The sequence below is a fragment of the Microbacterium sp. Ru50 genome (genome assembly GCF_002920555.1).
GTDB lineage: Bacteria > Actinomycetota > Actinomycetes > Actinomycetales > Microbacteriaceae > Microbacterium > Microbacterium arborescens.
Genome location: NZ_PQSV01000001.1, coordinates 245,984 through 269,374 on the forward strand (window position 1 = coordinate 245,984; position 23,391 = coordinate 269,374).

Here is a 23,391-nt window from a genome sequence, read left to right on the forward strand (position 1 = left end):
CCATGCGCATCGTCTTCGCCGGGACCCCGGAACCCGCCCTGCCATCGCTCAGACGACTCGCCGCGTCGCGGCACGAGATCGTGGGCGTCGTCACGCGCCGCGATGCGCCGCTCGGGCGCAAGCGCGTGCTGACGCCGTCGCCGGTCGGATCTCTCGCGGCCGAGCTCGGCCTGCCGGTGCTGAAGACCGACCGGCTCGATGCCGAGGCGACCGAGACGATCACGTCATGGGGCGCCGACCTCGGCGTCATCGTCGCGTACGGCGGACTCGTGCGCGAGCCGCTGCTGTCGGCACCGCTTCACGGGTGGATCAACCTTCACTTCTCACTGCTGCCGGCCTGGCGAGGCGCCGCGCCCGTGCAGCATTCGCTCATCGCGGGCGACCGGGTCAGCGGCGTGAGCGTGTTCCAGCTCGTCCCCGAGCTGGACGCGGGCGATGTCTTCGCACAGACCCGACACCCGGTGGATCGCGGAGCCACCGCCGGTGACCTCCTGGCGGCGCTTGCCGACCTCGGCGCAGACACCCTCGCGGGTGTCGTCGACGCCATTGCCGACGGTGCCGCGAATGCCGTCCCGCAAGTGGGCGAGGCGTCCCTCGCGCCCAAGCTGACGCTCGCCGACGGACTCCTCGATTTCGCGCTGCCCGCCGATACGGTGCTCGATCGCTTCCGCGGTACGACCCCCGAGCCCGGTGCGCACACCACCATCGCCGGTCAGCGGCTGAAGGTGCTGGCGGCACGCCGCGGACCGGATGCCCCGCTCGCTCCGCGCGAGATCCGCCTCGTCGGCAAAGACGTGCTCGTCGGAACCGCGGACGGAACGATCTCGCTCCTGTCGGTGCAGCCCGCGGGCCGCGGCGCCATGCCGGCTCCCGACTGGTGGCGAGGGCTGCGCGCCGAGAGCATCGAGGCGGGTTCGTGAACCCCGCACGTCGCGTCGCGTTCGACGTGTTGCGCGCGGTGGCCGACTCCGACGCGTACGCGAACCTCCTCCTGCCGCAGGAGCTCCGGCGGGCGGGACTCAGCCCCGCCGACGCCGGCCTCGCCACCGAGCTGACGTACGGCACTCTGCGCCGCCAGGGAACCTACGATGCGATCATCGAGCAGGCATCGGGGCGCTCGATCGACACGATCGATCCGCCTGTGCGCGACGCGCTGCGCCTCGGCGTCCACCAGCTGCTCTCGACGAGGGTCGCGTCTCACGCCGCGGTGAACGAGAGCGTCGAGCTCGTACGCCGCGCGGGGGCGGCGAACGCGGCCGGCTTCGCCAACGCGGTCCTGCGGCGCATCGCCCGGGACAACCCGGGGGACTGGCTGCAGCGGGTGGATGCCGGTGCTCGATCCGACGACGAGCGGCTCGGCCTGCGCTTCTCCCACCCGGTGTGGGTCATCCGCGCGTTCCGTCGGGCGCTCGCGGCCGAGGGGCGTGCAGAGGAACTCGACGAGCTGCTGGCGGCCGACAACGTCTCGCCGAGTGTCACCATGACTGCGCTTCCGGGCCTCGCAGACCTCCCGGCCGACCGGACGCGGACCCCGTACTCACCGCTCGGCTTCCGCCTCGACGGCGGCGACCCCGAGCCGCTGGTGCGTCGCGCGGAGGGCCGCATCCGCGTCCAGGACGAGGGTTCCCAGCTCGCGGCGCTCGCGCTGTCGCGCGCGCTCCCGGTCCGCGGCGGTGAGCGCTGGCTCGATCTGTGCGCCGCGCCGGGCGGCAAGACCGCTGTCCTGGCCGCCGAGGCCCTGGCGGGCGGGGCCGTGCTCGAAGCCAACGAGATCTCGCCTGCGCGCGCACGTCTCGTTCGATCCTCGGTCGCCGGCGTTCCGCTCGAGGTGCCGGTGTCGGAGGAGGACGGGCGCGAGCGTGCCGGCCGAGGTCGTTATGACCGCATCCTCGTCGATGCGCCCTGCACGGGGCTCGGCGCGCTCCGTCGCCGGCCGGAGGCGCGCTGGCGCAAGAGCCCCGCGGATGTCCCCGATCTCAGCGCCCTCCAGCGCGAACTGCTCTCCGCCGCCGTCGCAGCGCTGGCCCCGGGCGGGCTCGTGGCTTATGTGACCTGTTCCCCGCACCTCGCCGAGACCGCGGTGGTCGTCGCCGACGTGCGAGCCGCCCACCCCGATCTCCGGGAGCTCGATGCCCGCGAGGTCGTCCGGGCGGTCAGTCGGGGAGACATCGACCTGCCCGACCAGCAGGACGGGTCGGGCCGCGCTCAGCTGTGGCCGCACCGGCACGGCACCGATGCGATGTCCATCACGCTCCTGCAGAAGCCGTGACCGGCGATAATGGGGGCGTGAGCGACGCCGACGCCCTGCGCATCAACCCCAGCATCCTGGCCGCCGACTTCGTGAACATGCAGACTGAGCTCGGCCGCATCCGGTCGGCCGACTTCGTGCACGTCGATGTCATGGACAACCACTTCGTCCCGAACCTGACGTTCGGGCCGCAGATGGTGGAACGGATCCAGGCCACGAGTCCCGTTCCGCTCGACGTCCACCTGATGATCTCGGACGTCGACCGCTGGGGTCCCGGCTACGCCGAGCTCGGGGCGGCGAGCGTCACCTTCCATCTCGAGGCCGCCACGGATCCCGTCGCGCTCGCCCGCCGGCTGCGGTCGATCGGCTCGCGTGCCGGCGTCGCCGTCAAGCCCGCGACGCCTGTCGAGGGACTCTTCGACGTCCTCGACGAGTTCGACCAGATCCTCGTGATGACGGTCGAACCGGGTTTCGGGGGGCAGAGCTTCATGGCCGACCAGATGCCGAAGCTCCGTCGACTCGCCGACGAGACGCGCCGGCGCGGGTCTTCGGTCTGGCTGCAGGTCGACGGCGGGATCTCCGAGTCGACGATCGCACAGGCGGCCGAGGCCGGAGCCGACACGTTCGTGGCCGGTTCGGCGGTGTTCGGCGCTGCCGATCCGGATGCCGCGATCGCGAGCCTGCGCGACCGGGCCCAGCGGGCGCACCGCCACTGATCCATCGGCCACTGCGGTCGGAGCGCCCGTCGCGGGCCGGTACCCTGGCTAGGTGAAGACGTTCGACGCGCTGTTCGCAGAGCTGACCTCAATCGCCGAGACGCGGCCCGAGGGCTCGGGCACGGTCGCGCAGCTCGACCGCGGTGTGCATGCCATCGGCAAGAAGATCGTCGAAGAGGCCGCCGAGGTCTGGATGGCGGCCGAGTACCAGTCCGACGCCGAGACGGCCGAGGAGATCTCGCAGCTGCTCTATCACCTGCAGGTGCTCATGATCAGCAAAGGTCTGAGCCCCGAAGACGTCTACCGACATCTCTGAGCGACGCCCCGCCCTCCCGCTCCGAGACAGAAAGACCCCCATGCTGCGCATCGCCGTCCCGAATAAGGGATCGCTCGCCGAGACCGCCGCCGAGATGCTGGCCGAGGCCGGCTACACCGGACGCCGCGACTCGAAGGACCTCCACGTCATCGACCCCGTCAACGAGGTCGAGTTCTTCTACCTGCGACCGAAGGACATCGCCACCTACGTCGGCTCGGGTGCCCTCGACGTCGGCATCACCGGTCGCGACCTGCTGCTCGACGCCCGCATGCCGGGCGCACGTGAGATCGAGCGGCTCGGCTTCGCCGGTTCGACCTTCCGCTTCGCTGCGCCGACGGGAACGTTCGCCGACGTCGCCGAGCTCGCGGGCAAGCGCATCGCCACGTCGTACCCCGGACTCGTCGATGCGTTCCTCGACGAGCGCGGGATCGCCGTCGACCTCGTGCCGCTCGACGGTGCCGTGGAGTCGGCGGTGCGCCTCGGCGTCGCCGACGCCGTCGCCGACGTCGTCGAGACCGGCACCACCCTCCGTCAGGCCGGGCTCGAGGTGTTCGGCCCCGAGATCCTGCGTTCCGAGGCCGTCCTCATCGCCGGCCCACACGATGCCGATGGCACCGAGCGGCTGCTGCGCCGGCTCCGCGGCGTGCTCGTGGCGCGACGCTATGTGCTGGTGGACTACGACCTGCCGGCCGCCCTCGTCGACGAGGCCGTCGCGATCGCCGGCGGCATCGAATCGCCCACGATCTCGCCGCTGCGCGACCCCGAGTGGGTCGCGGTGCGGGTGATGGTGCCGCGCGCGAGCGTGAACACCACGATGGACGAGCTCTACGCGATCGGCGCACGTGCGATCCTCGTCACCGCGATCCACAACGCGAGGCTCTGACATGACGCTGGCACGCCGCGTCATCCCGTGCCTCGACGTCGCCGCGGGGCGCGTGGTCAAGGGAGTCAATTTCGAGAACCTGCGCGACATGGGCGATCCGGTAGAGCTCGCCCGGCTGTACTTCGAGCAGGGGGCCGATGAGCTGACCTTCCTCGACGTCACCGCGACCGTCGATGGCCGAGCGACGACGTATGACGTCGTCCGTCGCACGGCGGAGCAGGTGTTCATCCCGCTCACGGTCGGGGGCGGTGTGCGCTCGGTCGACGACGTCGCGCGTCTGCTCTCGGTCGGTGCCGACAAGGTCGGCGTCAACTCGGCGGCCATCGCCCGCCCCGACCTCATCGGCGAGATCGCCGACCGCTTCGGCGCGCAGGTCCTGGTGCTCTCGCTCGACGTCAAGCGTGCGCCGGGCACGGAGTCGGGCTTCGTCGTCACGACCCACGGCGGGCGCTCCGCCACCGCCATAGACGCCCTCGCGTGGGCGCGCGAGGCGATCGAGCGGGGTGCGGGGGAGCTGCTCGTCAACTCCATCGACGCCGACGGCACCAAGGACGGGTTCGACCTCGAGCTCATCTCGCTGATGCGCGAGGCATCGTCCGTTCCCGTGATCGCCTCGGGCGGTGCCGGAGCGACCGAGCACTTCGTCCCGGCCATCGAAGCGGGCGCGGATGCCGTGCTCGCGGCATCCGTGTTCCACTCGGGCCAGCTCACGATCGGCGACGTGAAGGATGCGCTGACCGCTGAAGGCATCGAGGTGCGGCGATGACCGAGAGCATCGACGAACGCATCGCCCGGGTCTCGTTCGATGCGAACGGGCTCGTCGCGGCGATCGTGCAGCAGCACGACACGCGCGAGGTCCTCATGCTCGCGTGGATGGATGCCGAGGCGCTGCGCCGCACGCTCACGAGCGGGCGCGTAACGTACTGGTCGCGCTCGCGCCAGGAATACTGGCGCAAGGGCGACACCTCCGGCCACATCCAGCTCGTCCGCGGCGCGCGGCTCGACTGCGACGGCGACGCGGTGCTCCTGCTCGTCGAGCAGGTGGGTGCGGCATGCCACACCGGCACCCGGACGTGCTTCGACGCGGACGACCTCGACCCGGTCGTCGCGGTGTCATGAGACGCCGTTCCCGCATGATCGCCGTGCTCGCGGCCGTCGTCGGCGGCGGCCTCGCGGTCATCGGCGCGACGCAGCCGTGGCTCGAGGCGACGCTGCGCGACGGTGCTCAAGCGGTTCTCCCCGTGCCCGGCACCGAGGCGCTTCCGCTCGTCACCCCGCTCGGGCTGGCGGCCCTGGCTCTCGGCCTCGCGCTCTCGATCGTCGGCACGGTCCTCCGTTACGCCTTCGGGGTCATCGGGGTGCTCATCGGCGCTTCCCTCCTCGTCGAGTCACTGCGCATCGCCCTCACCGCACCGCCGGAGGCGGTAGTGAGCGTCGTCGCCGACGCGACGGGCCTGGCGGGGGTCGAGGCGGTCGGAACACTCGTGTCGGCGATCACCGTCACCGCCTGGCCGTGGATCACGGCGGTCGGCGCGGCGGCGGTGTGCGCAGGCGGCGTGCTCACCCTCGTGACGGCACGCTCGTGGCGCAGCACGGCGCGCCGCTACCGCACCGACGCCGCTGCCGAGGCCCAGCGCCCGGGCGGGTCGCGGCCGCATGATTCGCACGATCCGATCGATTCCTGGGATGACCTCAGCCGCGGGTCCGATCCAACTGTCTGAGCCCCGGTAGACTGACCTCAGCCCGAGAAATCCCGCGAAGGAGAACAATGAGCAACATCGGCGACCCCGGCCACGGACACTCCCCGGCGGCGTGGACCGCTGTGGTGATCATGCTCCTGGCGTTCGCGCTGGGCACCCTGTTCTTCTGGCTCGATATGCCGGTGCTCGTCTGGGCCTCCGCGGGTCTTCTCGTCGTCGGCCTGATCGTCGGCTGGGCCATGGCGAAGGCCGGCTACGGCGCGTACGGCGACAAGTACACCCCGAAAGCGCACTGACGTGCTGGCCGGTCTCACGGCCGGCGCCGTCGAGGATGCCGAGGCCCGTGCGGCCGAGCGGCCCCTCGCCGTCGTCGAGCGCGACGCGCTCGCTCAGGCTCCGGCCCGGGACGCCCTCGCGGCGCTCGCGCCCGCCGAGCGGGTCAAGATCATCGCCGAGGTCAAGCGGGCGAGCCCCTCTCGGGGCGACCTCGCCGCGATCCCGGATCCCGCCTTCCAAGCGGCGCGTTATCAAGAGGGCGGCGCTTCCGTCATCTCGGTGCTGACCGAGGGGCGGCGCTTCAAAGGAAGCCTGGCCGACCTCGAGGCCGTTCGGGCGGAGGTGTCGATCCCCGTTCTCCGCAAGGACTTCATCGCAGGCGCCTATCAGGTGTTCGAAGCGCGCGCGGCCGGCGCGGACCTGGTCCTCCTCATCGTCGCCGCGCTCGAGCAGCCGGTGCTGGCCGAGCTCCACGAGCTCGTGCTCGAACTCGGCATGACGCCGTTGGTCGAGACCCACTCGCTCGACGAGGTGCACCGCGCCGCCGACATCGGCGCGCGTCTGGTGGGCGTCAACGCGCGCAACCTGTCGACGTTCGAGCTCGACCGCGACCTCTTCGGCCGGCTCGTCGAGCACCTTCCCGCTGACGCCGTGAAGATCGCGGAGTCCGCCGTCCTCACACCCGACGACGTGGCCCATTATCGTCGTGCCGGTGCTGACGCCGTCCTGATCGGCGAGGCGCTCGTGACCAACGACCCGGTGACCACCCTGCACGCATTCCTGGAGGCCGGCGCGTGAGCCTGCGAGAACAGCACGGTCCCTTCTTCGGCGAGTTCGGCGGCCGGTTCATGCCCGAGTCCCTCATCGCCGCGATCGACGAGCTCACGGCGGTCTACGAGTCGGCGATGGCCGACCCGGAGTTCGCGGCCGAGCTGGCGCGCACTCTCGCGACCTATGCGGGTCGTCCCTCGGCGCTGACCGAAGTGCCCCGCTTCGCGGAGCACGCGGGTGGCGCGCGGGTCTTCCTCAAGCGCGAGGACCTCAATCACACGGGCTCGCACAAGATCAACAACGTCATCGGCCAGGCGATGCTGACGAAGCGTCTCGGCAAGACCCGCGTCATCGCCGAGACCGGCGCCGGTCAGCACGGCGTCGCGACGGCGACGGCAGCCGCCCTGTTCGGGTTCGACTGCACGATCTACATGGGCGAGGTCGACACCGAGCGGCAGGCGCTGAACGTCGCGCGCATGCGCTTGCTCGGCGCCGAGGTCGTTCCGGTCACGACGGGGTCGCGCACCCTCAAGGATGCGATCAACGAGGCGTACCGCGACTGGGTCGCCTCGGTCGAGACCACCAACTACATCTTCGGCACGGCGGCGGGGCCGCATCCGTTCCCCGCGATGGTGCGCGATTTCCAGAAGATCATCTCCGAAGAGGCCCGCGAGCAGCTCCTCGCCGAGACCGGGCGGCTTCCGGATGCCGTCGTCGCGTGCGTCGGCGGCGGCTCGAACGCGATCGGCATGTTCGACGCGTTCCTCGACGACGAGGGCGTCGCCCTCTACGGTGTCGAGGCGGCCGGTGACGGCGTCGACACCGAGCGCCACGCCGCGTCGATCGAGCGGGGGCGCCCGGGCGTCCTGCACGGGGCGAAGACCTTCGTGCTTCAGGACGAGGACGGTCAGACGGTCGAGTCCCATTCGATCTCCGCGGGGCTGGACTACCCGGGCGTCGGGCCCGAGCACGCGTGGCTCGCCTCGATCGGCCGCGCGTCGTACATCCCGGCGACCGACACCGAGGCGATGGAGGCCCTGCGGCTGCTCAGCCGCACCGAGGGAATCATCCCCGCGATCGAGTCGGCTCACGCCCTCGCCGGCGCCCTGCGGATCGGGCGCGAGCTCGGTCCCGACGCCATCATCGCCGTCAACCTCTCCGGCCGTGGCGACAAGGACATGGACACCGCGGCGCGCTGGTTCGAGCTGTACGACGACGGCGCCGAGCCGGTGGTCGAGCCCGGACACGACGAAGCCGCATCGGGCGAGGGAGTGGAACTGTGACCTCCCGCGTCGCCGCCGCGATCGACGCCGCACACGCCGAGGGCCGTGGTGCGTTCGTGGGCTACCTCCCGTTGGGCTTCCCCGATCTCGAGACGAGCATCGAGGCGGCCGTGGCGCTGGCCGAGTCCGGCGCCGACGTGCTCGAGCTCGGACCCCCGTACTCCGACCCCGTGATGGACGGCGTCGTCATCCAGGAGGCGACGCAGGTCGCGCTGGCCGCGGGCTTCCGCCTGCGCGACACCTTCACCGCGGTGCGGGCGATCGCGGCGCGCGTCGACATCCCGATCCTCGTGATGACCTACTGGAACCCCGTGCTGCAGTACGGCGTCGACCGCTTCGCCGACGACCTCGCCGCCGCCGGCGGCGCCGGCATGATCACACCCGACATCACCCCGGATGCCGCGCCCGATTGGCTCGCGGCATCCGAGCGCACGGGGCTGGACCGCGTCTTCCTCGCGGCCCCCACGTCGACCGACGAACGACTGCGCATGATCGTCGAGGCTTCGACCGGATTCGTGTACACGGTCTCGACGATGGGCATCACGGGGGAGCGGACCGAGCTCGACGCGGCGGCCCGGACCCTGGTCGGCCGGCTCCGCGAGCTCGGCGCGGTCCACGCCTGCGTCGGCATCGGCATCTCCACGCCCGATCAGGTCGCAGGAGTCGTCGACTACGCCGACGGCGCGATCGTCGGAACCGCGCTCGTGCGCGCTCTGCGCGACGGGGGAGTCGCGGGGCTCGCCGACACCGCGCGCGCACTCGCGGCGGGCACCGCCCGCGCGCGCGTCTAGACTTTTCCGGTTGCACGACCGCCGAATTCCGAGGGACGATCCGATGATCCACGCCGCACACACGCTCGTCGCGAGCATCCCGAGTCCGTCGGTGAGCTACATCGACCTGGGTCCGCTGCGCATCCACTTCTACGCCCTGTGCATCATCGCCGGCATCATCGTCGCGACCCTGATGACCAACTACCGCCTCACGCGGCGCGGCGCCGAGCCGTGGGTCGTCATCGACATCGCACTGCTGGCCGTGCCACTGGCTTTGGTGGGAGCGCGGGCGTTCCACGTGCTCACGCACCCGGGGTTCTACTTCGGCGCCGACAAGAACCCATGGGCCGTCCTGTTCATCTGGGAGGGGGGCATCGCGATCTTCGGCGCCCTCATCGGCGGCGCGGTGGGCGCCTACCTCGGCTGCAAGTGGACCGGCATCCGGTTCTGGAGCTTCGCTGACGCTCTGGCTCCGGGCATCCTGCTGGCGCAGGCCATGGGGCGCTTCGGCAACTGGTTCAATCAGGAGCTCTTCGGGCTCCCCACCGACCTGCCGTGGGGCCTCGAGATCGATCGATCCAACCCGGCGTTCCCCGCCGGGCTGGCACCCGACACCCTCTTCCACCCCACCTTCCTCTACGAGGTGATCTGGAACGGCCTGGGCGTGCTCGTCCTGCTCTGGATCGGCCGCAAGACGTGGGCGCAGTGGGGCAAGCTCTTCGGTCTGTACCTCGTCTGGTACGGGGCAGGCCGTATCGTCTGGGAGTCGATCCGCATCGATCCGAGTGAGATCATCCTCGGCCTCCGTACGAACGTCTGGGCGGCGATCTTCGCCGTGGTCGTCGGAATCGCGATCATCGTGGTCCAGACGCGCCGCCACACCGGCGACGAGCCTTCGCCTTATCAGCTCGGTCGCGAGTGGGTGGCTCCGAGCGCGCTACAATCGCAGAGCACCGAAGACTTCGTGGATCTGAGCGCACCCCCGACGCCCGAAGCTCACGCAGACAGCGCCACAAGCGCAGTCACCTCGAAGCAGTAGTTCCCCAGGGCCGACGTCGTCCCGGTTCAGCACCAATGTGAGGACGGTCAGTATGGCCTCGAGCCCTCGACCCCAAAAGTCCGGATTCGCTTCCTTCCCTCCCCAGCAGGGCATGTACAACCCTGCCTTCGAGAAGGACGCTTGTGGTCTGGCGATGGTCGCCACGCTGCGCGGCGAGGCCGGGCACGACATCGTCGAGCTCGCCTTGACGGCGCTGCGCAACCTCGAGCACCGCGGCGCGATCGGCTCCGACGCGGGCACCGGCGACGGCGCCGGCATCCTGACGCAGATGCCCGACGCATTCCTTCGCGCGGTCGTCGACTTCGACCTGCCGCCCGCCGGCGAATACGCGGCGGGCATGGCTTTCCTGCCGCGCGACGCCGACGAGCGTCAGGCGCTCAAGGCCGACATCGAGACGCTCGCGGCATCCGAGGGCCTGACGGTCCTGGGCTGGCGCGAGGTGCCGACCGAGGACGAGAACCTCGGAAAGCTCGCCTTCGCCGCCCGTCCCGCCTTCGAGCAGCTCTTCGTGTCGCGCCCCGCGGTGGGCGACGCGCCCGCGCTGGCGGGCATCGAGCTCGACCGACGCGTCTACCGGCTGCGCAAGCGCGCCCGTCACGAGCACGACGCGTACTTCGTCTCGCTCTCGAGCCGCACACTCGGGTACAAGGGCATGGTCACGACGCTGCAGCTCGAGCCGTTCTACCCAGACCTGCAAGACGAGCGCTTCGCGTCGGAGCTGGCGGTCGTGCACTCCCGCTACTCCACGAACACGTTCCCGTCATGGCCCCTCGCACAGCCGCTGCGCATGCTCGCCCACAACGGCGAGATCAACACGGTCAAGGGGAACCGCAACTGGATGCGGGCCCGGCAGTCGCAGCTCGAGTCGGAGCTGCTCGGAGACGTGCAGCCGCTGCTGCCGATCTGCACCGACGGTGCGAGCGACTCCGCCTCGTTCGACGAGGTGCTCGAGCTGCTCACGCTCACCGGGCGCAGCCTGCCGCACGCCGTCATGATGATGGTGCCCGAGGCATACGAGAAGCAGACCGACATCGACCCGGATCTGCGGGCGTTCTACGACTACCACTCGATCCAGATGGAGCCGTGGGACGGGCCGGCGGCCCTCATCTTCACCGACGGCACGCTCGTCGGTGCCACCCTCGACCGCAACGGACTGCGTCCGGGACGGTGGACCGAGACCACCGACGGACTCGTCGTCATCGGCAGCGAGACCGGCGTGCTCGACTTCGCGCCCGAGCGGATCAAGCGCCGCGGGCGCCTGCAGCCCGGTCGCATGTTCGTCGTCGACACGTCCGCGGGCCGCATCGTCGAGGACGAGGAGATCAAGCGCGAGCTCGCCACGCTGCATCCGTGGCAGGAGTGGCTCGACGCCGGTCGCGTGCGACTGAAGGACCTCCCCGAGCGCGAGCACATCGTGCACCCGATCGCCTCGATCACGCGGCGTCAGCGCACCTTCGGCTACACCGAGGAGGAGGTGCGCATCCTGCTGACCCCGATGGGGCAGGTAGGCGCCGAGCCGCTCGGCGCCATGGGCAGCGACACCCCCGTTGCGGTGCTCAGCGAACGTCCGCGGCTGCTGTTCGACTACTTCACGCAGCAGTTCGCGCAGGTGACCAACCCGCCGCTCGACTCGATCCGCGAAGAGGTCGTCACCTCGCTGTCGCTCGGTCTCGGTCCCGAGGCCAACCTGCTCTCGTGGGGCCCGGAGCACACGCGCACCGTGACGCTCGACTTCCCGGTGATCGACAACGACGAGCTCGCGAAGATCCAGCACATCGACACCGCGCTCAAGGGCCGGTCGTCGGTGACCATCCGCGGCCTGTACCGCGTCGAAGCCGGCCACAAGGGCATGCAGAAGCGCCTCGCCCAGATGTGCGCCGAGGCGGACCAGGCCATCGAGGACGGCGCGGAGTTCCTCGTGCTCAGCGACCGCGACTCGAACAAGGACCTCGCGCCGATCCCGTCGCTGCTCATGCTCGCGGCGGTGCACCACCACCTCATCCGTCAGCAGACCCGCATGCGGGTGGGCCTGGTGGTCGAGGCCGGAGACGTCCGCGAGGTGCACCACGTCGCGACGCTCCTCGGCTACGGCGCCTCCGCGGTCAACCCCTATCTGGCGATGGAGACGGTCGAGTACCTCGTCCGGGCGGGATACATCACGGGTGTCTCGCCGGAGAAGGCCGTCAAGAACCTGATCTACGCGCTCGGCAAGGGCGTGCTGAAGATCATGTCCAAGATGGGCATCTCGACGGTGTCGTCGTACGCCGGGGCTCAGGTTTTCGAAGCGGTCGGTCTGTCGGACGAGTTCGTGTCGAAGTACTTCACCGGCACCGAGACGAAGCTCGGCGGTATCGGCATCGAGGTCATCGCGGCCGAGAACGCCGCGCGGCACGCCTACGCGTATCCGGAAGACGCCGCGGTCCGCGCCCACGAGCGGTTGTGGACAGGCGGCGAGTACCAGTGGCGCCGTGACGGTGCCCCCCACCTGTTCAATCCCGAGACGGTGTTCCGGCTGCAGCACGCGACGCGGACGCGCCGATACGACATCTTCCGCGAATACACCAAGCTCGTCGACGACCAGGCTGCCGAGCTGAAGACCCTGCGCGGCATGTTCAAGCTGCGCACGGGCGTTCGCCCGCCCGTGCCGATCGACGAGGTCGAGTCGGTGGCCTCGATCGTCAAGCGTTTCTCGACCGGGGCCATGAGCTACGGCTCGATCTCGAAGGAAGCGCACGAGACCCTGGCGATCGCCATGAACCGACTGGGTGCGAAGTCCAACACCGGCGAGGGCGGTGAGGACGTCGAGCGGCTGCTGGACCCCGAGCGCCGGAGCGCGATCAAGCAGGTCGCGTCCGGACGCTTCGGTGTGACGAGCATGTACCTCACGCACGCCGATGACATCCAGATCAAGCTCGCCCAGGGCGCCAAGCCCGGCGAGGGCGGTCAGCTGCCGCCCGGCAAGGTCTACCCGTGGATCGCGCGCACCCGCGGCGGCACGCCCGGCGTCGGCCTCATCTCACCCCCGCCGCATCACGACATCTACTCGATCGAAGACCTGAAGCAGCTGATCTTCGACCTCAAGCGCGCGAACCCGGCTGCCCGCGTCCACGTCAAGCTCGTGAGCCAGTCGGGAATCGGTGCGGTCGCGGCGGGTACCGCCAAGGCCCTCGCCGACGTCATCCTCGTGTCGGGTCATGACGGCGGCACCGGTGCGAGCCCCCTGAACTCCCTCAAGCACGCGGGAACCCCCTGGGAGCTCGGCCTCGCCGAGACGCAGCAGACGCTCATGCTCAACGACATGCGCGACCGCGTCGTCGTGCAGGCCGACGGTCAGCTCAAGACCGGCCGTGATGTGGTCATCGCGGCGCTGCTCGGCGCCGAGGAGTTCGGCTTCGCCACGTCGGCACTGGTCGTGGAAGGCTGCATCATGATGCGGGTCTGCCACCTCGACACCTGCCCCGTGGGCGTCGCGACTCAGAACCCCGTCCTGCGCGAGCGCTTCACCGGCAAGCCCGAGTTCGTCGTCAACTTCATGGAGTTCATCGCCCAGGAGGTCCGCGAGTACCTCGCCGAGCTCGGTTTCCGCTCGCTCGACGAGGCGATCGGACGCAACGACGTCCTCGACGTCGACGGCGCGATTGAGCACTGGAAGGCGAGCGGCCTCGACCTCGGACCGATCCTCACCGGCCCGGCATTCGCCGACGACGCCCCGCGCCGTCACTACCGCGCGCAGGACCACGAGCTCGACGAGCACTTCGACGTCCAGCTCATCGAGCAGGCGCAGGACGTCGTCGCGCACGGCGGTCACATCGAGATCGACCTGCCGATCCGCAACACCGAGCGTGCCGTGGGCACGATGCTGGGCAACCGGGTCACGCTGGCTCACGGCGAGAACGGCCTTCCGGCGGATTCGATCGTGGTGAACCTCACGGGCTCGGCCGGTCAGTCGTTCGGAGCGTTCCTCCCCGCGGGCATCACGCTGCGCCTCGAGGGCGACTCGAACGACTACGTGGGCAAGGGGCTCTCGGGCGGTCAGATCGTCGTGCGGCCGCCGCGCGACGCCGCGTTCGACGCTTCCGAGAACGTCATCGCGGGCAACGTCATCGGCTACGGCGCGACGCAGGGAACCATGTTCCTGCGTGGCGTGGTGGGGGAGCGGTTCCTCGTGCGCAACTCCGGCGCCACGGCGGTCGTCGAGGGCGTGGGCGACCACGCGCTCGAATACATGACCGGAGGCCTCGCGGTGATCCTCGGAGCCACCGGGCGCAATCTCGGCGCCGGGATGTCGGGTGGGAACGCCTACGTCTACCGCCTCGAGACGGCGAACGTGAACCGCGAGGCGATGGCCAGCGGCGAGCTCGTGCTCGAGGAGATGGGATCCGGCGACGCCGAGATCCTCCGCGATCTGCTCGAGCGCCACGTCGCCGAGACGGGGTCCGAGCTGGCAGCGCGCCTGCTCGAGGACTTCGAGACTGAGATCGCCAACTTCGTCCGTGTGGTGCCGCGCGACTACGCCGCGGTGCTCGAAACCCGACAGACGGCGGCCGCCGAGGGGCTCGACCCCGACGGCGACGAGGTCTGGAGCCGCATCCTGGAGGTGACCCGTGGCTGACCCCAAGGGCTTCCTGAAGATCACGGAGCGTGAGCTCCCCAAGCGCCGCCCGGTGCCGGTCCGCATCATGGACTGGCGCGAGGTCTACGAGCCCGGCGACAGTGCGGTGCTCCGCCGCCAGGCGGGACGCTGCATGGACTGCGGCGTGCCGTTCTGCCATCAGGGATGCCCGCTGGGCAACCTGATCCCCGAGTGGAACGACCTCATGTGGCGGGGCGAAGGACGTTCGGCCATCGAGCGTCTTCACGCCACGAACAACTTCCCGGAGTTCACCGGCCGGCTGTGCCCCGCCCCGTGCGAGAGCGCCTGCGTGCTGGGCATCAACCAGCCGCCGGTCACGATCAAGCAGATCGAGGTCTCGACGATCGACGAGGCCTTCGCGAACGGCTGGGTCGAGGCCGAGCCCCCCGGACGGCTGACCGGCAAGACGGTCGCCGTCGTCGGCTCGGGTCCGGCCGGACTGGCCGCGGCGCAGCAGCTGACGCGCGCGGGTCACACCGTCGCCGTCTACGAGCGCGACGACCGTATCGGTGGCCTGCTGCGCTACGGCATCCCCGACTTCAAGATGGAGAAGCGCCACATCGAGGCGCGTCTGCGTCAGATGCAGGACGAGGGCACGCGTTTCCGCGCCGGTGTCGAGATCGGCAAAGACATCTCGTGGGACGCGCTGCGCGCCCGCTACGACGCGGTCGTGGTGGCGACGGGATCGACGCTGCCGCGCGACCTCGCCATCCCGGGCCGCGACCTCGCCGGGGTGCACTTCGCCATGGAGTACCTCGTCGAGTCGAACAAGGCGGTCGCGGGCGACCAGGTCGCCAACCAGATCCATGCCGAGGGCAAGCACGTCGTCGTCATCGGCGGCGGCGACACCGGCGCCGACTGCATCGGCACAGCTCACCGGCAGGGTGCACTCAGCGTCACGAACCTCGCGATCGGCAAGCAGCCGCCGTCGGACCGGCCCGACACCCAGCCCTGGCCGATGATGCCGACCGTCTTCGAGGTCGCCTCCGCGCACGAGGAGGGCGGTGAGCGCAGCTACCTCGCGTCCACGGTCGAGTTCCTCGGGAACGAGGCGGGAGAGGTGCGCGCGCTCCGTGTGGCCGAGACCGAGTTCGTCGACGGCCGCCGCGTCCCCAAGAGCGGTACCGAGCGCGAGATCCCCGCCGACCTCGTCCTGATCGCGATGGGTTTCACCGGCCCGGAGCGCACCGAGCTGGAGGCCCAGCTGGGTACCGTGTTCACCGATCGCGGCAACGTCGAACGTGCCGACGACTACCAGACGACCGCGCCGGGCGTGTTCGTGGCCGGCGATGCCGGGCGCGGGCAGTCGCTCATCGTGTGGGCGATCGCGGAGGGCCGCGCTGCGGCAGCCGCCGTCGACCGCTACCTGATGGGCGACACCGACCTGCCGGCGCCGGTGCGTCCGACCGACGTCGCGATCGGGCTCCAGCGGGCATAGGCTGGACCCAACCCCCCTCCCGACCCGAGACCACCGGAGATTCAGTGAGACGCGCCAAGATCGTCGCCACCCTGGGACCGGCCACAGCCAGCTACGAGATGGTGCGAGCCATCATCGACGCCGGCGTGGACGTGACCCGATTCAACCTCAGCCACGGAGACTATTCGGAGCACGAGGTCCGCTGGGCCAACGTGCGCAAGGCCGCCGACGACGCGGGCCGTCCCGTGGCGATCCTGGTCGATCTCCAGGGGCCGAAGATCCGCCTCGGCAAGTTCGAGAACGGACCCCACCAGCTCGCGGTCGGCGACATCTTCAAGATCACCACCGATGACATCCTCGGCACCAAGGAGATCGTCTCGACGACCTTCAAGGGCCTGCCCGGGGACGTCAAGCCCGGCGACTTCCTTCTCATCGACGACGGCAAGGTCCGCGTCGAGGTCGTGTCGGTCGAGGGCTCGGTCGTCACGACGAAGGTCATCGTCGCCGGCCCCGTCTCGAACAACAAGGGCATCAACCTGCCCGGTGTCGCCGTGAGCGTTCCGGCGCTGTCGGACAAGGACGAGGCGGACCTGCGCTGGGGGCTGCAGCAGGGCGCCGACATCATCGCGCTCTCGTTCGTGCGCGACGCCGCGGACGTGACGCGGGTGCACGAGATCATGGCGGTGGAGGGCCGCAAGGTCCCCGTCATCGCGAAGATCGAGAAGCCGCAGGCGGTCGAGAACCTCGAGGAGATCATCGACGCCTTCGACGGCATCATGGTCGCGCGCGGCGACCTCGGCGTGGAGCTTCCGCTCGAGGCCGTGCCGATCGTCCAGAAGAAGGCTGTGGCGCTGTGCCGCCGCATGGCCAAGCCGGTCATCGTCGCGACGCAGATGCTCGAGTCGATGATCGAGAACCCCGTGCCCACGCGCGCCGAGACGAGCGACGTCGCCAACGCCGTCCTCGATGGTGCCGACGCGGTCATGCTCTCGGGCGAGACGAGCGTGGGCAAGTACCCCGTCGTCGTCGTCGAGACCATGGCCCGTATCGTCGACTCGACGGAGACCCACGGTCTCGAGCGCATCGCACCGCTGACGGCGAAGCCGCGCACGCAGGGCGGTGCGATCACGCTCGCCGCCATGGAGGTCGCACAGTTCATCGAGGCGAAGTTCCTCTGCATGTTCACCGAGTCCGGCGACACGGCGCGCCGCATGTCGCGGCTGCGCCCCGAGATCCCGATGATCGCGTTCACGCCGGACCCGGCGATCCGTCGTCGCATGGCCCTCACCTGGGGCATTCGCTCCAGCCTGGTCGAGCAGGTCGCTCACACCGACCTGATGTTCCACCAGGTCGACGACTACTTCCTCTCGAACGGCCTCGCCGAGGTCGGTGACAAGGTCGTCGTCATCTCCGGGTCCCCTCCCGGAATCCAGGGATCGACCAACGACATCCGCATCCACAAGATCGGCGACGCCGTCAACGGTCGCGCGCCGATCTACCAGGCGGTCCAGTGACCACCGCGTGAATGCCGAAGGGCGGGCACCTCTCCACGAGGTGCCCGCCCTTTCGTCGTGCCGGTGGTGGGAGTCGAACCCACACGTCCGAAGACAACCGAGTTTGAGTCGGTCGCGTCTGCCATTCCGCCACACCGGCGCACGCACATCGACAATACCGCCTCGTGCGACGTCGCCCGACGGAGACATGGCCGGAACGCCATACCGTAGGATCGAAAGGTGACAGAGCAAGAAGAGGCCCCCACGTCGGCCGCTCCCGCACCGCGTCGTGTCGTCGTGGCCGAAGACGAGTCGCTCATCCGACTCGACATCGTCGAGATCCTTCGCGACAACGGATACGACGTCGTCGGTGAAGCCGGAGATGGTGAGACCGCCGTCCAGCTCGCGACCGAGCTTCGTCCCGATCTCGTGATCATGGACGTCAAGATGCCCGTCCTCGATGGGATCTCGGCCGCCGAGCGGCTCGGCAAGGCGCACATCGCCCCCGTCGTCCTGCTGACCGCGTTCAGCCAGAAGGAGCTCGTCGAGCGGGCGACCGAGGCGGGTGCCCTCGCCTACGTCGTCAAGCCGTTCACGCCGAACGATCTGCTCCCCGCCATCGAGATCGCGCTGGCCCGCTACGAGCAGATCATCACCCTCGAGGCCGAGGTCGCCGACATGGTCGAGCGCTTCGAGACCCGCAAGCTGGTCGACCGGGCGAAGGGCCTGCTCAACGAGAAGATGGGTCTGAGCGAGCCCGAGGCGTTCCGCTGGATCCAGAAGGCGTCGATGGACCGCCGCCTGACGATGCAGGACGTTGCCAAGGCGATCATCGAGCAGCTCGCGCCCAAGAAGTAACCCGCGCCGACGCCGACGACGAGAAAGCCCCCTCCCGGATCGGGAGGGGGCTTCGTCGTCGCATCAGGATGCTGCCGGAGCGTCCTTGATGAGGTTCGTGATGCGGATGGTGGAGCAGCGGCGCCCTTGCTCGTCGGAGACGACGATCTCGTGGACCGTCATCGAGCGGCCGAGGTGCAGAGGAGTGCAGACCCCGGTGACGATCCCGCTCGTCGCCGAGCGGGTGTGCGTGGCGTTGATGTCGACACCCACGGCGAGCCGGCCCGGACCGGCGTGCATGTTGGCCGCCATGGATCCGAGAGACTCGCCCAGAACGACGTACGCACCGCCGTGGAGAAGGCCGACCGGCTGCGTGTTGCCCGCGACGGGCATGGTGGCGACGCAGCGCTGGGTGGTGAACTCCGTGAACTCGATTCCCATGCGCTCCGCGAGCGCGCCTTTGCCGCGGCCCTGCGCCCACGCGAGGCCGGTGTCGGTATCGGTGTTGTCGGGCATGCTCCACCCCTCGGTCGCAGCGGGTCGTGGTGTCCGTGGTCGTCGTTAGGCTGGACGGGTGACGGACTCGCCAAAGCCTACCCTTCTCGTCGTCGACGGCCATTCGCTGGCCTACCGCGCGTTCTTCGCGCTGCCGGTCGACAACTTCACCACGAAGGACGGCCAGCACACCAACGGCATCTACGGCTTCCTGTCGATGTTCGTCAACCTGATCAAGGCGGAGAAGCCGACGCACCTGGCCGTCGCTTTCGACACCTCCCGGCAGTCGTTCCGCACCCGCGAGTACACGGAGTACAAAGCGAACCGATCCGAGTCGCCCGCCGAGTTCAAGGGGCAGATCCCGCTGCTGCAGGAGTGCCTCGCCGCCATGAACGTGACGGTGCTGACGAAGGAGGACTACGAGGCCGACGACATCCTCGCCACCCTCGCGACGCAGGGCGCCGCAGAGGGCTTCGACGTCCTCGTCTGCTCGGGCGACCGAGACACCATCCAGCTCGTCACCGACGACGTGACCCTGCTCTACCCGAGTGTCCAGGGTGTGTCTCAGCTCAAGCGCTACACCCCTGAGACAGTGGTCGAGAAGTACGGGCTGCCGCCGCAGAACTATCCCGACATCGCCGCTCTCGTGGGCGAGACGAGCGACAACCTTCCCGGTGTGCCGAAGGTCGGCGAGAAGACCGCGGTGAAGTGGCTCACGCAGTGGGGATCTCTCGACGCGCTGCTGGAGAACGCCGACAAGATCGGCGGTGTCGTGGGAGGCAACCTGCGCGAGCACCTCGACGACGTTCGGCGCAATCGTTCGCTGAACCGCCTGCTGCGCGACGTCGAGCTCGGAGTCACGCCCGCAGACCTCGCGGTCGGACCGATCGACGCCGAGGCGGTGCGCGACATCTTCGCCCGGCTCGAGTTCCGTACGCTGCTCCCGCGCGTCTTCGAGGCGGCGGGGGCCGATCCCGCGATGGCCGTCGAGACCGCCGCCCCGGCCGTTCCGGCGCCGACCGCCGCCGAGCTCTCCGCCGCCGACATCGGCGCCTGGGCCGCGGCCCGCACAGGTGACGTCGGCGTCACCGTCGTGGTCGCCGGTGGCTTCCCGCAGCGCATCGGCCTGGCCGATGCCGACGAAGCGGTCGAGGCCACGTGGAGCGACGACGTCGCCGAGGCCTTGCGCCCGTGGCTCGAGTCCGACGCGCCGAAGGTGCTCTCCGACGCGAAGCTGCAGGTCAAGGCGCTTCGGCGTGGCGGGGTGCGCCTGGGCGGTCTCGTCTTCGATCCGATCCTGGCGGGATGGCTCCTCCGGCCGAGCTTTCCCGACAAGACCCTCGCCGACCTCGTACACCGGTATCTCGACGAGAAACTGCCCGAAGCCGACCCGACCCAGCTCGTTCCCGAGACCGAGGGCGCGACGCCGGGCCAGCTGTCGTGGTTCGCACTGCGCGTCGCAGAGGCGGTGCGCACGGAGATGCCCGCTTCGGTGCTGTCGGTGCTCACCGGCATCGAGCTGCCCACGCTCGACGCCCTCGCCGATATGGAGCTCGCCGGCGTCGCGGTCTCGCACGAGAAGCTCTCCACCTTCTCCGCCGAGCTCGCAGCGCGCGCTGACGACATCGCGCAGCGTGCCTACGCGACGATCGAGCGCGAGGTCAACCTCGGTTCTCCCAAGCAGCTGCAGGAGGTGCTGTTCGAGCAGCTCCAGCTGCCGAAGACCCGCAAGACGAAGACGGGCTATTCCACGGATGCCGCCGTACTGGCAGACCTGCAGGAATCGAACCCCCACCCCTTCCTCGAGCTGCTCCTCCAGCACCGGGAGGCCACGAAGCTGCGCCAGATCATCGAGTCGCTCGACACCGCGATCGCCGCAGACGACCGCATTCACACGACCTACGTGCAGACGGGAAGCCAGACCGGGCGGCTTTCGAGCACCGATCCCAACCTGCAGAACATCCCGATCCGCAACGAAGAGAGCCGGCGCATCCGTGCCGCGTTCGAGGTCGGCGAGGGATACGAGACCCTGCTGACCGCCGACTACTCGCAGATCGAGATGCGCATCATGGCGCACCTCTCCGAAGACCCGGGGCTCATCGAGGCCTTCGTGTCGGGCGAAGATCTCCACCGCTTCGTCGGCGCGCGCGTCTTCGGCGTCGAGCCGGCCGACGTGACACCGGCCATGCGCACGAAGGTCAAAGCCATGTCGTACGGGCTCGTCTACGGGCTGTCGGCGTTCGGTCTCTCGAAGCAGCTGCGCATCGAGCAGTCCGAGGCCAAGCAGTTGATGCTCGAGTACTTCGCCCGTTTCGGGGCGGTGCGCGACTACCTGCGCTCGAGCGTTGAGCAGGCCCGCATCGACGGTTACACGGAGACGATCTTCGGCCGGCGCCGTCCGTTCCCCGACCTCGCGAGCCCGAACCGGGTCCTGCGCGAGAACGCGGAGCGTGCGGCTCTCAACGCTCCGATCCAGGGCAGCGCCGCCGACATCATGAAGATCGCGCTGTTCCGCATCGCTCGCGAGTTCCAGGCCGAAGGGCTCCGATCCCGCGTGCTGCTGCAGATTCATGACGAGCTCGTCGTCGAGGTCGCGCCGGGGGAGTGGGATGCTGCCGAGCGCATCGTTCGCGACCGCATGGGCGACGCCGCCGAACTGACCGTCCCTCTCGACGTGCAGATTGGTCGCGGCGGCGACTGGGACGTCGCCGGTCACTGATCTGATCGCGCGGGGGTGCCGCAGTAGGCTCGGAGGATGACCGAAGCACAGCGCACCCCCACGCCGATCGACCGGATCGCCGATGCGTGGGTCGACACTCTGGCAGAGCTCTCACCCGGGCTCGCGACGTACATCGGCCGTTTCGAGCACAACGCACGACTCGACGACTACTCGCCGGCCGGCACCGCCCGAGCCCTCGAGGCCGCTCGCGGCACTCTCGCCGCCCTTGAGGCAGCCGAGCCGACCGACGACGTCGATGTCGTCACGAAGGCCGACCTCTCCGGCGATCTGCGTCTGCAGATCGAGCTCGCCGAGGCCGGCGCGCACCTGCGCGACGTCAACGTCATCGCCTCGCCCGCTCAGGAGATCCGGAACACCTTCGACCTCATGCCCACGGCCACGGTCGACGACTGGAGCGTGATCGCCGCGCGTCTGGGTGCGGTTCCGGCCGCGATCGACGGCTACATCGAGACGCTCCGCGAAGGTATCTCCCGAGGCATCGTCCCGGCGCGCCGTCAGGTTTCCGAGGTAGCCACGCAGATCGGTCGTTACACGGCGGACACCGGCTTCTTCGCGACGTTCGCCGCTGAGGCCGCGCCCACCGAGGGGGGCCTGCCCGCGTCACTGGCCCGTGAGCTCGCCGACAACGCGAATGCGGCTCGCGTCGCCTACGACGCGCTCGCCTCGTTCTTCACCGGCGAGCTGCTCCCCGAGGCGGGCGAGACCGACGCGGTCGGGCGCGAGCTGTACGCCCTGCACTCCCGCCGTTTCCTCGGGGCCACGATCGACCTCGACGAGACCTACGAGTGGGGCCTCCAGGAGCTGGCCCGCATGGTCGCCGAGCAGGAGTCCATCGCGAACGAGATCCTCCCGGGTGCGACCGTGGAAGAGGCGGTGACGCACCTCGAGAAGGACGAGTCGCGGAAGCTCTACGGCACCGAGGCTCTGCAGAAGTGGATGCAGGAGACGAGCGACCGGGCCGTCGAAGAACTGGGTCGTACCCACTTCGACATCCCCGAGCCCATCCGCACGCTGGAGTGCATGATCGCCCCGACCAACGAGGGCGGCATCTACTACACGGGCCCGACCGACGACTTCTCGCGCCCCGGTCGCATGTGGTGGTCGGTGCCGGAGGGCGTCGACTCGTTCGACACCTGGCGCGAACTCACGACGGTGTATCACGAGGGCGTCCCCGGTCACCATCTCCAGATCGCGCAGGCGGTGTACAACCGTTTCGAGCTCAACTCGTGGCGCCGCCTGCTCGCCGGATCGAGCGGCCACGCCGAGGGCTGGGCGCTGTACGCCGAGCGCCTGATGGAGCAGCTGGGCTACCTCGACGACCCGGCAGACCGGCTGGGCATGCTCGACGGCCAGCGCATGCGGGCCGCTCGCGTCGTCCTCGACATCGGTGTGCACCTGGGCAAGGAACGCCCCGACGGTGAGGGCGTGTGGGATGCGGACTACGCGCTGGAGTTCATGAAGCGCAACGTCAACATGCCCGAGGAGTTCATCCGCTTCGAGGTCAACCGGTATCTCGGCTGGCCGGGCCAGGCGCCGTCGTACAAGGTCGGTCAGCGCATCTGGGAGCAGATCCGCGACGACTTCGCGGCGCGGGCGGGCGACCGGTTCGACGTCAAGGCGTTCCACATGAAGGCGCTGCGGCTCGGCGGTGTCGGGCTCGACACGTTGCGCATGGCGCTCGCGCAGAACTGACAGCACCGACGACGGGGCGGGAATACTCTTCCCGCCCCGTCGTTGTATGCGGATGAATGAA

20 protein-coding genes and 1 tRNA gene are annotated in these 23,391 nt (G+C 69.6%); 19 read left to right on the forward strand and 2 right to left on the reverse strand.

Annotation, left to right across the window (positions count from 1 at the left end; genetic code table 11):
- Positions 1-2: 2 nt before the first annotated feature.
- Genes fmt through pyk form a run of 16 tightly spaced genes read left to right on the forward strand, consistent with a single transcriptional unit; the run spans position 3 to position 17,587 of the window.
- A complete protein-coding gene (gene fmt, locus C3481_RS01065) occupies positions 3-920 on the forward strand; it encodes a methionyl-tRNA formyltransferase (RefSeq protein ID WP_103840477.1) in 918 nt (305 codons plus the stop codon).
- Positions 917-2,269, forward strand: a complete 1,353-nt coding sequence (locus C3481_RS01070; protein ID WP_023950616.1) for a transcription antitermination factor NusB — start codon at positions 917-919, stop codon at positions 2,267-2,269. The genes fmt and C3481_RS01070 overlap by 4 nt, the downstream gene beginning before the upstream one ends.
- Positions 2,270-2,286: 17 nt before the next feature.
- Positions 2,287-2,964 (forward strand): ribulose-phosphate 3-epimerase, encoded by a 678-nt coding sequence (gene rpe / locus C3481_RS01075; RefSeq protein ID WP_023950617.1) that lies wholly within the window; start codon positions 2,287-2,289, stop codon positions 2,962-2,964.
- Between the two features lie 52 nt (positions 2,965-3,016).
- Positions 3,017-3,280 carry a phosphoribosyl-ATP diphosphatase gene (locus C3481_RS01080; protein WP_023950618.1) on the forward strand — a complete coding sequence of 88 codons (264 nt, stop codon included), beginning with the start codon at positions 3,017-3,019 and terminating at the stop codon, positions 3,278-3,280.
- 40 nt (positions 3,281-3,320) lie between these two features.
- Positions 3,321-4,163: an ATP phosphoribosyltransferase gene (gene hisG / locus C3481_RS01085; RefSeq protein WP_023950619.1), complete on the forward strand. Its 843-nt coding sequence runs from the start codon at positions 3,321-3,323 to the stop codon at positions 4,161-4,163.
- 1 nt (position 4,164) lies between these two features.
- Positions 4,165-4,929, forward strand: a complete 765-nt coding sequence (hisF, locus tag C3481_RS01090) for an imidazole glycerol phosphate synthase subunit HisF (RefSeq protein ID WP_023950620.1) — start codon at positions 4,165-4,167, stop codon at positions 4,927-4,929.
- Positions 4,926-5,282: a phosphoribosyl-AMP cyclohydrolase gene (hisI, locus tag C3481_RS01095; protein WP_023950621.1), complete on the forward strand. Its 357-nt coding sequence runs from the start codon at positions 4,926-4,928 to the stop codon at positions 5,280-5,282. The genes hisF and hisI overlap by 4 nt, the downstream gene beginning before the upstream one ends.
- Entirely contained in the window at positions 5,279-5,884 is a 606-nt protein-coding gene (locus C3481_RS01100) for a Trp biosynthesis-associated membrane protein (RefSeq protein ID WP_088379974.1), read from the forward strand. Before hisI ends, C3481_RS01100 begins: the two co-directional genes overlap by 4 nt.
- 47 nt (positions 5,885-5,931) lie before the next feature.
- Positions 5,932-6,159 carry a DUF6704 family protein gene (locus C3481_RS01105; protein WP_023950623.1) on the forward strand — a complete coding sequence of 76 codons (228 nt, stop codon included), beginning with the start codon at positions 5,932-5,934 and terminating at the stop codon, positions 6,157-6,159.
- Between the two features lies 1 nt (position 6,160).
- Complete coding sequence (gene trpC / locus C3481_RS01110) at positions 6,161-6,937, forward strand: indole-3-glycerol phosphate synthase TrpC (protein ID WP_023950624.1); 777 nt, start codon at positions 6,161-6,163, stop codon at positions 6,935-6,937.
- Positions 6,934-8,193: a tryptophan synthase subunit beta gene (gene trpB / locus C3481_RS01115; protein WP_023950626.1), complete on the forward strand. Its 1,260-nt coding sequence runs from the start codon at positions 6,934-6,936 to the stop codon at positions 8,191-8,193. Before trpC ends, trpB begins: the two co-directional genes overlap by 4 nt.
- A complete protein-coding gene (gene trpA, locus C3481_RS01120; protein ID WP_103840479.1) occupies positions 8,190-8,984 on the forward strand; it encodes a tryptophan synthase subunit alpha in 795 nt (264 codons plus the stop codon). The genes trpB and trpA overlap by 4 nt, the downstream gene beginning before the upstream one ends.
- Before the next feature lie 43 nt (positions 8,985-9,027).
- Complete coding sequence (lgt, locus tag C3481_RS01125; protein WP_088379973.1) at positions 9,028-10,002, forward strand: prolipoprotein diacylglyceryl transferase; 975 nt, start codon at positions 9,028-9,030, stop codon at positions 10,000-10,002.
- Positions 10,003-10,054: 52 nt separating this feature from the next.
- Complete coding sequence (gene gltB, locus C3481_RS01130; protein WP_103840481.1) at positions 10,055-14,635, forward strand: glutamate synthase large subunit; 4,581 nt, start codon at positions 10,055-10,057, stop codon at positions 14,633-14,635.
- Positions 14,628-16,094 carry a glutamate synthase subunit beta gene (locus tag C3481_RS01135; protein ID WP_023950634.1) on the forward strand — a complete coding sequence of 489 codons (1,467 nt, stop codon included), beginning with the start codon at positions 14,628-14,630 and terminating at the stop codon, positions 16,092-16,094. Before gltB ends, C3481_RS01135 begins: the two co-directional genes overlap by 8 nt.
- A gap of 44 nt (positions 16,095-16,138) precedes the next feature.
- Positions 16,139-17,587 (forward strand): pyruvate kinase, encoded by a 1,449-nt coding sequence (gene pyk / locus C3481_RS01140; protein ID WP_103840483.1) that lies wholly within the window; start codon positions 16,139-16,141, stop codon positions 17,585-17,587.
- A 58-nt stretch (positions 17,588-17,645) separates the two neighbouring features.
- Here the strand turns inward: pyk and C3481_RS01145 are convergent.
- Positions 17,646-17,726 (reverse strand) — tRNA-Leu (locus tag C3481_RS01145).
- Positions 17,727-17,806: 80 nt separating this feature from the next.
- Between C3481_RS01145 and C3481_RS01150 the strand changes: the two genes are divergently transcribed.
- Positions 17,807-18,424, forward strand: a complete 618-nt coding sequence (locus tag C3481_RS01150; RefSeq protein WP_023950638.1) for an ANTAR domain-containing response regulator — start codon at positions 17,807-17,809, stop codon at positions 18,422-18,424.
- A 63-nt stretch (positions 18,425-18,487) separates the two neighbouring features.
- On the opposite strand, the gene C3481_RS01155 is transcribed toward C3481_RS01150, so the two are convergent.
- A complete protein-coding gene (locus C3481_RS01155; protein ID WP_103840485.1) occupies positions 18,488-18,919 on the reverse strand; it encodes a hotdog fold thioesterase in 432 nt (143 codons plus the stop codon).
- Positions 18,920-18,977: 58 nt separating this feature from the next.
- Here C3481_RS01155 and polA point away from each other — a divergent pair, with 58 nt between their 5' ends.
- Together polA and C3481_RS01165 are read left to right on the forward strand one after the other, a co-directional pair.
- Positions 18,978-21,617, forward strand: a complete 2,640-nt coding sequence (gene polA, locus C3481_RS01160; RefSeq protein WP_071918077.1) for a DNA polymerase I — start codon at positions 18,978-18,980, stop codon at positions 21,615-21,617.
- A 36-nt stretch (positions 21,618-21,653) separates the two neighbouring features.
- Positions 21,654-23,330 carry a DUF885 domain-containing protein gene (locus C3481_RS01165; RefSeq protein WP_088379971.1) on the forward strand — a complete coding sequence of 559 codons (1,677 nt, stop codon included), beginning with the start codon at positions 21,654-21,656 and terminating at the stop codon, positions 23,328-23,330.
- Positions 23,331-23,391: the final 61 nt, after the last annotated feature.

Coding starts and splice junctions, on each gene's coding strand:
- gltB (WP_103840481.1), top strand. CDS start 10,055: ATGGCCTCGAGCCCTCGACCCCAAAAGTCCGGATTCGCTTCCTTCCCT.
- C3481_RS01105 (WP_023950623.1), top strand. CDS start 5,932: ATGAGCAACATCGGCGACCCCGGCCACGGACACTCCCCGGCGGCGTGG.
- hisG (WP_023950619.1), top strand. CDS start 3,321: ATGCTGCGCATCGCCGTCCCGAATAAGGGATCGCTCGCCGAGACCGCC.
- C3481_RS01155 (WP_103840485.1), bottom strand. CDS start 18,919: ATGCCCGACAACACCGATACCGACACCGGCCTCGCGTGGGCGCAGGGC.
- C3481_RS01165 (WP_088379971.1), top strand. CDS start 21,654: ATGACCGAAGCACAGCGCACCCCCACGCCGATCGACCGGATCGCCGAT.
- fmt (WP_103840477.1), top strand. CDS start 3: ATGCGCATCGTCTTCGCCGGGACCCCGGAACCCGCCCTGCCATCGCTC.
- lgt (WP_088379973.1), top strand. CDS start 9,028: ATGATCCACGCCGCACACACGCTCGTCGCGAGCATCCCGAGTCCGTCG.
- hisI (WP_023950621.1), top strand. CDS start 4,926: ATGACCGAGAGCATCGACGAACGCATCGCCCGGGTCTCGTTCGATGCG.
- C3481_RS01100 (WP_088379974.1), top strand. CDS start 5,279: ATGAGACGCCGTTCCCGCATGATCGCCGTGCTCGCGGCCGTCGTCGGC.
- hisF (WP_023950620.1), top strand. CDS start 4,165: ATGACGCTGGCACGCCGCGTCATCCCGTGCCTCGACGTCGCCGCGGGG.